This window comes from Xanthomonas sp. NCPPB 1325, from assembly GCF_041477645.2.
Taxonomy (GTDB): Bacteria; Pseudomonadota; Gammaproteobacteria; order Xanthomonadales; family Xanthomonadaceae; genus Xanthomonas; species Xanthomonas cannabis.
This window is the reverse complement of the sequence record NZ_CM192985.1, coordinates 4,028,555-4,039,943: the sequence shown is the minus strand read 5'-3', so window position 1 is coordinate 4,039,943 and position 11,389 is coordinate 4,028,555. Positions and strand designations below refer to the sequence as shown.

Here is an 11,389-nt window from a genome sequence, read left to right as displayed (position 1 = left end):
CCAGCGGCGGCATCGCTTTTCTGCTGGAAATGCCTATACTACCCCCCAGTATTTTGGCCGGAGGCCGGCATGCCGCATTCGCCGCTGGAAAAGAAGCGCGCCCTGGCGCGGGTGCGCCGCTTGCGCGGGCAGTGCGACGCGCTTGAGCGGGCGCTGGAGTCGGGCGCAGACTGCGCCCCGGTGTTGCAGCAGATCGCTGCGATCCGCGGGGCCGTCAACGGGCTGATGTCGCAGGTGCTTGAAGCGCATATCCGCGAGGACTTCGGGCATGCCGCCGCATCCGATGCGCAACGCGCCGAACGCGTGCAAGACCTGCTGGGTCTGGTCCGGTCCTACCTCAAATAAATCTCCCACCGGGCCGGCGCTTGCCGGCTCCGTCCTTGAACATCTCGTCAGGAGCGCTACCCCATGAAATCCCGTGCAGCAGTCGCATTCGGACCCGGCAAACCGCTGGAAATCGTCGAAATCGACGTCGCACCGCCGAAAGCCGGCGAAGTGCTGGTCCGCATCACCCACACCGGCGTGTGCCACACCGATGCCTTCACCCTGTCTGGCGACGATCCGGAAGGCATCTTTCCTTCGGTGCTGGGGCATGAAGGCGGCGGCATCGTCGAGCAGGTGGGCGAAGGCGTCACCAGCGTCAAGGTCGGCGACCACGTCATCCCGCTGTACACGGCCGAATGCCGCAAGTGCAAGTTCTGTCTGTCCGGCAAGACCAACCTGTGCCAGGCCGTGCGTGCCACCCAGGGCAAGGGCCTGATGCCCGATGGCACCACGCGCTTCTCCTACAACGGTGAGCCGATCTATCACTACATGGGCTGCAGCACCTTCAGCGAATACACCGTGGTGCCGGAAATCTCGCTGGCTGTGGTCAACCCCGACGCGCCGCTGGAAAAGGTCTGCCTGCTCGGCTGCGGCGTCACCACCGGCATCGGCGCGGTGCACAACACCGCCAAGGTCAAGCCGGGCGAGAGCGTGGCGGTGTTCGGCCTGGGCGGCATCGGGCTAGCGGTGATCCAGGGCGCGGTGCAGGCCAAGGCCGGGCGCATCATTGCCATCGATACCAACCCGGGCAAGTTCGATCTGGCGCGCAGCATGGGCGCCACCGATTGCATCAACCCCAAGGACTACGACAAGCCGATCCAGGAGGTCATTGTCGAGCTGACCGATGGCGGCGTGGACTTCAGCTTCGAGTGCATCGGCAACGTCAACGTGATGCGTTCGGCGCTGGAGTGCTGCCACAAGGGCTGGGGCGAGAGCGTCATCATCGGCGTGGCCGGTGCGGGCCAGGAAATCAGCACCCGTCCGTTCCAGCTGGTCACCGGCCGGGTGTGGCGCGGTTCCGCATTTGGTGGCGTCAAGGGACGCACGCAGTTGCCGGGCATGGTGGAGCAGTCGATGAAGGGCGAGATCGATCTCGATCCGTTCATCACCCACACCATGCCGCTGGAAGAGATCAACGAGGCCTTCGACCTGATGCATGAAGGCAAGTCGATCCGCACCGTGATTCATTTCTGACCAGACGGCCAGGAGCGGCGCGCGGCCGCCTCCGCGCACGTGGTACCCGAGACTCCCGGGAGGGACATGATGACAAACGTGTCGATTCATCCTTCGGTAGATGGTGGTGTTGCGCGTGGAGGTGCGGAGGGCTTTCAGGGGGGAACCCTCGAATGCCACTGCGCGACCGACAAGGTGACCGTGGAGGTGGCCGCGCAGACCGCGCACAACCACGCCTGCGGTTGCAGTAAGTGCTGGAAGCCTGCGGGCGCGAAATTTTCGGTGGTGGCGGTGGCGCCGCGCGACAAGGTCACGGTGACCGCGCATCCCGAAAAGCTGAAGATCGTCGATGAAAGCGCGACGATCCAGCGCCACGCATGCACCGGATGCGGTGTGCATTTGTATGGCCGCATCGAGAACAAGGACCATGCGTTCTACGGTCTGGATTTCGTGCACACCGAGTTGTCGAAGCAACAAGGCTGGTCGGCACCGGGCTTTGCGGCCTTCGTGTCGTCGATCATCGAAACCGGCACGCCGCCGGAGCAGATGGACGGCGTGCGCGCGCGGCTGACCGAGTTGGGGCTGACCCCGTACGACTGCCTGTCGCCGGGACTGATGGACGCGCTATCGACCCAGGTTGCGCGCCAGAAAGGCCTGCTGCATTGATTGTCCAACCCTGCGGCCGGTGCACCGGCTGCAGGGTTTCTCTTCGTAAGGAATCTTCATGGAACGTATCGAACACCGCGCCTGCTTCGGCGGCTGGCAGGACGTGTATCGCCATCAGTCGCAGACCTTGAATTGCAGCATGCAGGTGGGCGTCTATCTGCCGCCGCAGGCTGCCGATGGCCCCTTGCCGGTGTTGTACTGGCTGAGCGGCCTGACCTGCACCGAACAGAATTTCATCAGCAAGGCCGGCGCGCAGCGCTACGCGGCCGAGCATGGTGTGATCCTGGTTGCGCCCGACACCAGCCCGCGCGGCGACGATGTGGCCGACGCGGATGGCTACGACATCGGCAAGGGCGCCGGTTTCTACGTCGATGCCACCGAGCAGCCCTGGGCCGCGCACTACCGCATGTACGACTATGTGGTGAACGAATTGCCGGCGTTGATCGAAGCCAATGTCGCCACCACCGGCGTGCGCGCGATCAGCGGCCACTCGATGGGCGGGCACGGCGCGCTGACCATTGCATTGAAGAATCCGGGCCGCTATCGCAGCGCATCGGCGTTTTCGCCGATCGTCGCACCGAGCCTGGTGCCGTGGGGCGAGAAGGCGTTTGCGCAGTACCTGGGCGACGATCGCGCGACGTGGAAGGCCTACGACGCCACCGCGCTGATCGCACAGGCGCAGGAACGGTTGCCGCTGTTGATCGACCAGGGCGATGCGGACGAATTCCTTCAGAACCAACTGAAGACCGGGCTGTTCGAAGATGCCGCCAATGCGGCCGGCTATCCGGTCACCGTGCGGATGCAGCCAGGCTATGACCATAGCTATTACTTCATCGCCAGCTTTATCGGCGAGCACATCGCGCATCATGCGGCGGCGCTGCGCGGGTGATGGGGTGCGGTTGAGGGTGTGATGGGATGGGGCGGGCGGGACGGGATGGTACGGCAAGGTGGCAGACATCCCGCAGTCCCCAGGTTGCACCGATTGGCGGCAACGCACACAAGCGCAGACCGCAAGTGATCCCTTCTCCCTTCGGAGAAGGTGCCCCAAAGGGGCGGATGAGGGGACGGGCGAAGCCACACGCGGTTGAACGTAGCGTGGGCTTCGCCACGTACCCTCACCCCAACCCCTCTCCCGGCGGGAGAGGGGCTTGCCACCGCGCTGAAGTTCCGCGTCGAGCGGATGGCGGATGCAGCCAGGCCATGACCGTGGCGGTTACTTCATCGCCAGCTTTAGGTGCGAGCACATCGATCGCCAGTTGTATCGGCGAGCACATCGCGCATTATGCGGCGGCGCTGCGCCAGTGGTGGGGTGCGGTTGAGGTTGTGATGGGGTGGGACGGGATGGGATGGCATGGCAAAGTGGCAGACATCTCGAAGTCCCCGTGTCGCACCGATTGGCGGCAACGCACACGAGCGCAGACCGCAAGTGATCCCTTCTCCCTCCGGGAGAAGGTGCCCCGAAGGGGCGGATGAGGGGACGGGCGAAGCCGCATGCGCTCGAACGCCATGAGGGCTTCGCCACGTTCCCTCACCCCAACCCCTCTCCCGGCGGGAGAGGGGCTTGCTTCTTCACTGAACGTCAGTGTCGCGTTGGTGCGGGTATCGTCGTCACCCAACACCCAACACCCCACACCCACACCCAACACCAACACCAACACCAACACCAACCAAGCTGATGCCTGCAACGCGCTAGCGCGCCACCTGGGCTGCCAGCTTCCCCAATCGACGCATTGCGCGTTCCAGCGTCTCGCTCCATGGCTGGCCGCAGGTCAGGCGGATGTGATCCGCGTAGTCGCCGCGGCTGGAGTACAGATGGCCGGGCGAGGTGCCGATGCCTTCGGCTAGTGCGGCCTCGAACAATGCTTGGCCGCTTCCACCCTCGGGCAATTGCAGCCATAGCGATAAACCGCCAGCCGGGTCGCCGATGCGTGTGTCATCGGGCCAATGCCGCACGACCGCATCGCGCAGGCGTTGGCCGTTGTCGGCCAGGGTGCGGCGCAGCTTGCGCAGATGCCGTTCCAGGTCGTGCTGCGCCAGATAATCGGCCAAGGCCAGTTGCGGCAGGCTGGCGCTGCCCACGGTGGAAAAATACTTGGCGCGTACCAAGGCCTCGGTCCAGTCGCCACCGAGCAACCAGCCCACGCGCAAGCCGGGTGCCAGCACCTTGGAAAACGACCCGCAGGTGATCACATTGGCATGGGTGTCGAAGTGGCGTAGCGGGCGCGGTCGCTGGCCCGACCAATCCAGCTCGCCGTAGATATCGTCCTCGATCACCACGGTGCCATGGCGGGCGCAGCTGTCGAGCAGTGCGCGCTTTGCGCTGTCGGACGTCAGGCTGCCATTGGGATTGTTGAAGTTGGGCACCAGCACCGCCGCGCGCACCGGCGTGCGTTGCAGCAGTGCGTCCAGGCGCGCGACATCAATGCCCTGGCCTGCGCGGTTGGGCACTTCCAGTACCTTGAGCCGCAAGGCGGCCACCGCCTGCAGGATGCCGTGATAAGTGGGCGTCTCCACCAGCACCACGTCGCCCGGTGCGGTGAGCGTGCGCAAGGCCAGGCTGATGGCTTCCATCGCACCGGCAGTGATCACGACTTCTTCCGCAGCCACGGCGGTTGCGCAGTGTGCATAACGCTGTGCGATCTGCCGGCGCAGTGCGGCATGGCCTTGTGGCGGTGCGTAGTCCAGTGCGGCGGTACGTTGGCGACGCAACTGACGCGAGAATGCTGCCGCCAACTGTGCAGCCGGCAACAGCGCCGGCGCGGGAGTGGCGGTATGCAATGGCACCAGGTCGGTACGCGCCAGGGTGTCGAGTACGCGCTGCAAGGCCGGGTTGTCCACCATGCCGGGTTTACGCCGACGCGTTACGGGTGGTGATACAGGTGATGCAGAGGCGGTGGTGCGCACGAAGTAACCGGAGCGCGGCCGCGCCTGCACGCGTCCTTCGCGTTCCAGCTGCAGGCAGGCCTGCACTGCCGTTGCCGTGCTGATGCCGTGGGTGGCGGCCAATTGCCGGATCGAGGGCAGACGCTCGCCGGCACGCAGGGTGCCGCCTTCGATCTGCTGTCGCAGCTGCATGGCGAGCGATTCATACAGAAGCATGTGCCGGTACCTTTCATCTGTATTGGTCAATTTGCAGCGTATCTGAATCTGTCATGGTCGTGTGGTGCATTGCAGACTGGCTGTGCCCGGTGAATGCGCCAGGCGTGTGTCCTCTTTTGCGAGGTTGGTCGTGCTGCTTCCCGTGTTTATCGTCGATGTGCTCACTGCGGCGCTTCAAGGGCAATCCTGCGGTAGCGAAGATCCGGTGACCGGGTCGATCCATGCCGCGCTGGCGCCGCCATGGGCGGGCAGGCCGGGCAGGACGCAGTCGACCGCACTGCAGGCATCTGCGCGCGCCGGCGAACGTGCATGCCGGGTGGAGCCGCGGCATGTGTCTGTGCGCGGCAGCGCTGTGCAGTCTCTGCAGGGAACGATTGCGCTATGAGCATCGCCTTGTCTGTTCAAGCGGCATCGGCCGGCACTGCGCGACGCGCGATCTGGCAATTGCTGGTGGGCGAGGTGTTGATCGGGTCGGTGGGCGTGTTCGTGCACGAAAGCGGGCAGGATCCGGTGACGGCGGTGTTCTACCGCTGCCTGTTCGGCGCGCTGTTTCTCAGCATCTGCGGCCTGATCGGCGGACAGTTGGATGGGGTGTGGCGAGACCGCACGCTGCTGCGCGATGCCGTCATCAGTGGCGTGCTGCTGGTGCTGAACTGGGTGGCCTTGTTCGCCGGCATGGCGCGCTCGTCGATCGGCGTGGCGACGATGGTCTACCACGTGTTTCCGTTCGTGATGTTGCTGCTGGCGGCGCTGCTGCAGGGCGAGCGCACCCGCCGCGCCGACCTGGGCTGGACGCTGCTGGCGTTTGTGGGCGTTGCGTGTTCGGCCGACCCGGCGCGGCTGTGGCAGGCTGCCGACCGCGGCTATCTGCTCGGGATTGCGCTGACCTTGCTGGCCGCGCTGCTGTGCGGCGCCTCATTGCTGATGTCACGCCGCATCAGCCGTGAGCGGCCGTTGGCGGTGGTGACGGTGCAGTGCTGGGTCGGCACGTTCCTGCTGGCGGGGTTTTCCAGCAGCAGCGCGTTGCATCCCGGCCTGCACTGGGTCTGGCTGGTGGGGCTGGGCGTGATCCACAGCGGCATCGTGTACGTGCTGTTCTATTCGTCGTACCGGCATCTGCAGGTGGCCACGATCGCGGTGCTGGCGTTCGTGTATCCATTGGTCACGCTGCTGCTGGACTATCTGCTGTACGGCCACGCGCTGGTACCGGTGCAGTGGCTGGGCCTGGCACTGATCGTGCTGGGCACGCTGGCGGTCAACCTGAAATGGCGCTGGCCACGCCGTGCCTCGACACAGGCGTGAGCGTGCGCCGCCACGCATCCCGCATGGCGGCGCAAACCGTCAACGCACGTCGCGCATCTGCCAGTGCGCCCCGGCCAGGGCCTGCATGCGCTGCTTGAACAGGTCGCCGGGAATGCTGGTGGTGGCAACCAGATCGATGCGCAGGTCCTGCTGCTTGCCGGTGACCGTGGCAGCCGGGTCGGTGATGCCCAGGCTCGGGTCCACCTCGTCCGGGTCGGCCTGCAGCTGGCGCCAGCGATCGAACCACGCCGGATCGCGCAGGGCGGCCTGCAACTGCTCGGCAAACGCCTCGGCGCCGTTGGCGGTGAAGCTCACCGAGGGCGCGCTGCCGCGGGCGAGCTTGGGGTCGGGCAGGCTGATCGAGTAGCTGACAGGCATGGACACGCTCCGTTGAATGACGGCGGCACACTAGCCGAGGACGGGTGAGAACGCCGTCGAAGGCCAGGTGCCGCCAGGCGCGTGCCTCAGGCGGAAAAACCATGCGGCTGGGCCGCGAAGGCCACCGCCAGCGCGCCCTTGCCGACGTTGACCATGCCGGTCAGGCTCATCACGCTTTCGAACAGTTCCACGCCGTGGCTCTGGCAGGCGCCCTGCAGCGCCGCGTAGCCGGGCAGGGCATGCAGCTCGGCCAGCTCGCCGCCATAGCCCACGCACACGGTCGGGGTCATCAGGCCGTCGCGGATCTTGCGGACGGTGAAGCCAAACAATTTGTCGGCCGATGGCTCGAAGCCCTTGAGCTTGGCCACCGGCTCGGTGACGCCGCGGTACGCGCGCAGCACCGGCTTGATATCCAGCGCGCTGCCCAGCGCCGCACCGATCAGGCCCACGCTGCGGTCGCCCTTGGTGCGCGCCCGTGCGCGCAGGTAGTAGAGATCGCGCGGGATCATGTAGCCGTAGGTGTGCTCGGCCAGCTGTTCCAGGCGGGTGCGGATCGCCGCCACGCCCTGGCCCTGCTCGCGCAGGCGCACGGCCTCCACCGCGGTGATGCCCTGGCCGGCAAACAGGTTGAGCGTGTCGATCACGCGCAGCGCAAACGGCGAGCCGTGGCCGGCGGCCTGACGGATCGGCTTGTAGTCGTTGAGAATCGCAAAGCTGGCCTGCATCGCGTTGTCGAAGATCTGGCTGCGCAGCTTGGAGATGGTCAGGCAGAACACGTGGTCGTAGTCGATGACCAACCGCTGCAGAAACAGGTCGCGGATCTGGTTGACCGAAAACGGCGTGGTTTCGGCCTCGTGGCCGCGCTCGGCCACATGCGCCTGCAGAAAGCTCAGCGTGGCCTCTTCATCGCGGTGATCGGCCAGCACCGCCTCGCCGATGCGCACGCTGATCGGCAGCACGATGACGTTGTTGCGTTGAAGAAATTCCTGCGGCAGGTCGCACGCACTATCCACCACAATTCCGATGCGCATCGTCGCCCCCTCCGGCTGTTGCGTCGTCTGTACTGCGAACGCTATCGCAAAACCGCCGCCGCGCGTAGACCCGTTGGCGCGCTGCGTGCCGGCAGGCTGCTCGCGCGCCTTCAGCCGCGCCTGCCGGCCCCTTGCATGCCCATTGTCCGGCAGCCCGGGCCACGCTGCGGTGGCATCACACTCGTCGGCGGTGCGTTGCCTGCCATGCCGCCCTGCAGCATTCCCCCTCGCGGGTGCGCCCAGGTGCCTGAGCGGTACATGTCGCCACCGCCGGGAGATGGCAGCGAACTGCGGACCAGGACACGCTTGGCTTGCCAGGTAGCGCCCGCTATCGCGCTTGGCCGCTCCGGCCTGCCGGAATCGCTATAGCTCCTCTCACAGCACCGCTGCTAGGGTCGGTCACGACCGCTGCAGGGCGGGTCTCGGTGGCGCCGCACTGGCGCCGCCGCGCCGAACACAATGGAGACAGAGATGCAGACCACCCCATCCAACACCCTCACGCAGGCCGCGCCCAAGGCGACCACCACACGGCGGCGCGCATCGCGCTGGTGGAAGGCGGCACTGGCCCTTGGCCTGGTGGCGCTCGCCCCCGTGGCCCTGGCCGGCCCGTACAAGATCTTTGGCAACCACTACGCGTGGGTCAACAACTTCAACGACCCCAACAACATCATCCAGGGCACCTTTGGCACCGGCAGCACGCCGGAGTTGACCGTCACCTTCAACTTTGCCGACTACAACCTCTACGGCTACCCGGCCATCGTGCGCGGCTGGCATTACGACTGGAATCCGACCACCGACAAGCTGTTCCCCAAGCAGATCTCGTCGATCAGCTCGCTGCCGTTCAAGTTCAATTACAGCGCCGGCGGCAGCAATCTGGCCGGCGACTTCGCTTACGACATCTTCTTCCGCTGGGATACCGCCAAGGGCAATCCGCAGCTGGAAGTGATGATCTGGGGCGACCACAACTCCTGGCCGATCGGCACCGTCACTGCGACCAAGGTGATCACCGCCGGTGGCCGCACCTTCGATCTGTGGGAAGGCTTCAACTCCGGTGCCGGCTATTACGTCTACACCTTCATCCCGACCGGCACCGCCGGCCAGCCCACGCTCAAGACTAGCGGCAGCCTCAACATCGACGCCAAGCCGTTCCTGACCTGGCTGCAGAACAACCGCTCCAAGGATGGCCGATACAACAACAGCATGTATCTGCATGCGGCCGAGGCGGGCTTTGAAGTGGTGCGTGGCAATGGCTGGGCCAAGGTCAGCGCCACGATGGATGCCAAGTAACGCGATGGGCTGAGGTGCGCGTGGGCCGCCAGTGCGGCGGCCTGCGTGCGCGCTGCCTGTTCGCGTGTGCATCTCGCGTGTGCATCGCCGGCAGCTGCGTGAGGCACTACCTGCTCGCAGCTTCGCCGGGCATGAGGTGCATCACGCCAATGAGGTGGCCGTCTGCGCCGCGCCTGTCATGCAGGTGGCGCGCATCGGAGGAGGCCACGGTGATCGGTCCGCATGGATGGCCGTGTCTGCGCCCCGTCAGTGCGTGGACATCCGCTTCGTGACGCAAATCTGTTGCGCAGGCGGATGACGCAATGGTCGTGTGTCCGGTGCGTGGCGTCCTGCCAGGTGGCAGGCGTCCCCATCCCCTGATCGGAGCTCATCCATGCACCGGCAGCGCGTACCTGGCGATTACGTAGTCGTGTCCACCGCTGTTACATCGCCACCAGCTGGATGCTGTCGAACACGACGGCCGGGCTGAGGAACCCGTTATCCGGCGATCCGGAGGCAAGCCCGATCTCGATGCGGTTGCTTCCGGCCTGCAGCGCCGACGCGGGGATGTCCACCTCATACAGCGTGTTGTTGCCGCGTGTGGTGCCACGGGTGATGCCGCGCGTCTTGGGCTGGTTGGGAGCAGCGGGCACCGGGCCGTTCCAGCGGGCATTCACGCTGACCTGCGGGCGCGCGCTGACCTGGGCCAACGGCACGAAGATGCGTAGGCGATAGCCGCGCACCTCGCTGGAGGCCAGGGCGAAGTCGATGCGGGTGGGGGTGTTGATGCTGCGCCACTGCACCGCCGGAAAACTGCTCACGCTACTGGCGCCCACGGTGTAGGTCAGCGGTGACCAGCTCATGCGCCGGTCGGACGGGTGCGCGCGCGGCAGCAAGTCGGCATGTCGAAATCCGGCCGGGGTGCCGTCGGGCACGCCGATCTGCCACTTCACCGTTCCTGGCGCTGTCACCGCCTGCAACGCGGCCTGCGCCGTGGCATTGGCAAACACTTCGACATCGCGCTGCGCCACCTCCAGCTCGTTCTGGTACAGCGTCATGCGATAGCGCCCCGGGCGCACGCCAGCAATCTGGTAATCACCGCTGCCATTGGCTCTGGCCCAGTACTGCGCCTGCGCGTTGCGCAGCCCGATTACGGCAGGCTGCCCGGAGAGCACGCCGCCGACGCGGCCGCTCACCGCACCCCGCCCGTCAGCGGCCAGGTAGCCGTTCAAGCCCAGCGTGGCATCGACGAAGTCGGTGCTCAGCTGCGCGCTCGATGGCGCGCCGCCATCGGTGAACAACAGGCCGTAGACACCATGCAGGCCGCCGCGGAAGGCCTCGGTCTGGGTATGGTCGGAATACATGTAGTTGTAGAGCTCATGGGTGACGCGGGTTTTCTGCGTGGCGATGTCCTTGAAGAACGGCCCGCCGGAACTGCGTTCGCGGTTGCCCATCAGCATGAACACCGCAACGCCGGAGCCGCTGACACCATGCACCTGGTCGTCGAGCATGCGCCGCGCCGAATAGAACTTGGAGCTGGTGCGGCCGTCCGGCAGCAGGAAGACATCTTCGCCTTCGATCGCCGTACCGACGCTGGAATCGGGCTCCTGCTGGGCAGTCGGCAACTTGGACACATTCAGGCGCGCGATGAAGCGCAGTTCGCCCACCGGCAGCAAGGTCGGCGCATAGGTGGCCATGTAGATCGCATTGCGGCCCTTGCGCACGATGTAGTACTGCACCAGATCGCCGGCCTTGGCCGATACCACGATCGCCCCGCCCACCACGCGCGCGTCCACGCTGGCACTGCCCAGCCCGGAGGCGATGTGCGAGCCCTTCGCCTCGGTGGTCTGCAGCTCGTTGTCGCGGTAGCGCATCGACACGATGTCGCCATTGTTGGCATTGACCGAAAACACCAGCTCGGCGCCGCTGTCCACCACCACGCGGTCGCCGCTGCGGGTGAATCCGAATGCCGCCATGGCCGGGGCGCTGACGCCGGCGTACAGGCACAACGCGAATGCAAGCATGCGCAGGGTCGGGCAGAACATGTGGGTCTCCATGGCGACGTGAGGCGGCAAGCCGGATGCCGATGCGCGATGCTAGGCGGGCTGGACCACGACGGCGAGCGCGCAAGCAGCAGAGCGTGCGGCGCG

At 66.0% G+C, this 11,389-nt stretch carries 10 protein-coding genes and 1 pseudogene; 7 read left to right on the top strand and 4 right to left on the bottom strand.

Annotation, left to right across the window (positions count from 1 at the left end):
- Positions 1–69: 69 nt before the first annotated feature.
- The 4 genes from ACCQ10_RS17020 to fghA all read left to right on the top strand — a co-directional run bounded on the left by ACCQ10_RS17020 (position 70) and on the right by fghA (position 3,052).
- Positions 70–345 carry a metal/formaldehyde-sensitive transcriptional repressor gene (locus tag ACCQ10_RS17020; RefSeq protein WP_039411209.1) on the top strand — a complete coding sequence of 92 codons (276 nt, stop codon included), beginning with the start codon at positions 70–72 and terminating at the stop codon, positions 343–345.
- Between the two features lie 63 nt (positions 346–408).
- The gene (locus ACCQ10_RS17015; protein WP_039411211.1) at positions 409–1,518 is read left to right on the top strand and encodes an S-(hydroxymethyl)glutathione dehydrogenase/class III alcohol dehydrogenase; all 1,110 of its coding nucleotides are present in this window, start codon (positions 409–411) and stop codon (positions 1,516–1,518) included.
- A gap of 69 nt (positions 1,519–1,587) precedes the next feature.
- Positions 1,588–2,163, top strand: a complete 576-nt coding sequence (gene gfa / locus ACCQ10_RS17010) for an S-(hydroxymethyl)glutathione synthase (protein ID WP_047695008.1) — start codon at positions 1,588–1,590, stop codon at positions 2,161–2,163.
- Positions 2,164–2,221: 58 nt separating this feature from the next.
- Positions 2,222–3,052, top strand: a complete 831-nt coding sequence (gene fghA / locus ACCQ10_RS17005; protein WP_372361359.1) for an S-formylglutathione hydrolase — start codon at positions 2,222–2,224, stop codon at positions 3,050–3,052.
- Positions 3,053–3,852: 800 nt separating this feature from the next.
- On the opposite strand, the gene ACCQ10_RS17000 is transcribed toward fghA, so the two are convergent.
- The gene (locus tag ACCQ10_RS17000; protein WP_372361358.1) at positions 3,853–5,262 is read right to left on the bottom strand and encodes an aminotransferase-like domain-containing protein; all 1,410 of its coding nucleotides are present in this window, start codon (positions 5,260–5,262) and stop codon (positions 3,853–3,855) included.
- Positions 5,263–5,452: 190 nt separating this feature from the next.
- Between ACCQ10_RS17000 and ACCQ10_RS16995 the strand changes: the two are divergent.
- Positions 5,453–5,647 (top strand): annotated as a pseudogene (locus tag ACCQ10_RS16995) (phenazine biosynthesis protein PhzF); the annotation flags it as partial.
- A complete protein-coding gene (locus ACCQ10_RS16990) occupies positions 5,644–6,564 on the top strand; it encodes a DMT family transporter (protein WP_372361357.1) in 921 nt (306 codons plus the stop codon). The pseudogene ACCQ10_RS16995 and the gene ACCQ10_RS16990, both read left to right, overlap by 4 nt.
- A 39-nt stretch (positions 6,565–6,603) precedes the next feature.
- On the opposite strand, the gene ACCQ10_RS16985 is transcribed toward ACCQ10_RS16990, so the two are convergent.
- Together ACCQ10_RS16985 and ACCQ10_RS16980 are read right to left on the bottom strand one after the other, a co-directional pair.
- Positions 6,604–6,942 carry a hypothetical protein gene (locus tag ACCQ10_RS16985; protein WP_184367664.1) on the bottom strand — a complete coding sequence of 113 codons (339 nt, stop codon included), beginning with the start codon at positions 6,940–6,942 and terminating at the stop codon, positions 6,604–6,606.
- A gap of 86 nt (positions 6,943–7,028) precedes the next feature.
- Positions 7,029–7,973, bottom strand: a complete 945-nt coding sequence (locus ACCQ10_RS16980; protein ID WP_166744279.1) for a DegV family protein — start codon at positions 7,971–7,973, stop codon at positions 7,029–7,031.
- A 471-nt stretch (positions 7,974–8,444) separates the two neighbouring features.
- Here ACCQ10_RS16980 and ACCQ10_RS16975 point away from each other — a divergent pair, with 471 nt between their 5' ends.
- Positions 8,445–9,260: a GH12 family glycosyl hydrolase domain-containing protein gene (locus tag ACCQ10_RS16975; RefSeq protein ID WP_047694982.1), complete on the top strand. Its 816-nt coding sequence runs from the start codon at positions 8,445–8,447 to the stop codon at positions 9,258–9,260.
- Between the two features lie 422 nt (positions 9,261–9,682).
- Here ACCQ10_RS16975 and ACCQ10_RS16970 read toward each other — a convergent pair whose 3' ends face one another.
- Complete coding sequence (locus tag ACCQ10_RS16970; protein WP_372361356.1) at positions 9,683–11,284, bottom strand: rhamnogalacturonan lyase B N-terminal domain-containing protein; 1,602 nt, start codon at positions 11,282–11,284, stop codon at positions 9,683–9,685.
- Positions 11,285–11,389: the final 105 nt, after the last annotated feature.

Bases quoted from the DNA above. Each gene is read 5' to 3' on its own strand.
- ACCQ10_RS17020 (WP_039411209.1), top strand. From the start codon at position 70: ATGCCGCATTCGCCGCTGGAAAAGAAGCGCGCCCTGGCGCGGGTGCGC.
- ACCQ10_RS17015 (WP_039411211.1), top strand. From the start codon at position 409: ATGAAATCCCGTGCAGCAGTCGCATTCGGACCCGGCAAACCGCTGGAA.
- gfa (WP_047695008.1), top strand. From the start codon at position 1,588: ATGACAAACGTGTCGATTCATCCTTCGGTAGATGGTGGTGTTGCGCGT.
- fghA (WP_372361359.1), top strand. From the start codon at position 2,222: ATGGAACGTATCGAACACCGCGCCTGCTTCGGCGGCTGGCAGGACGTG.
- ACCQ10_RS17000 (WP_372361358.1), bottom strand. From the start codon at position 5,262: ATGCTTCTGTATGAATCGCTCGCCATGCAGCTGCGACAGCAGATCGAA.
- ACCQ10_RS16990 (WP_372361357.1), top strand. From the start codon at position 5,644: ATGAGCATCGCCTTGTCTGTTCAAGCGGCATCGGCCGGCACTGCGCGA.
- ACCQ10_RS16985 (WP_184367664.1), bottom strand. From the start codon at position 6,942: ATGCCTGTCAGCTACTCGATCAGCCTGCCCGACCCCAAGCTCGCCCGC.
- ACCQ10_RS16980 (WP_166744279.1), bottom strand. From the start codon at position 7,973: ATGCGCATCGGAATTGTGGTGGATAGTGCGTGCGACCTGCCGCAGGAA.
- ACCQ10_RS16975 (WP_047694982.1), top strand. From the start codon at position 8,445: ATGCAGACCACCCCATCCAACACCCTCACGCAGGCCGCGCCCAAGGCG.
- ACCQ10_RS16970 (WP_372361356.1), bottom strand. From the start codon at position 11,284: ATGTTCTGCCCGACCCTGCGCATGCTTGCATTCGCGTTGTGCCTGTAC.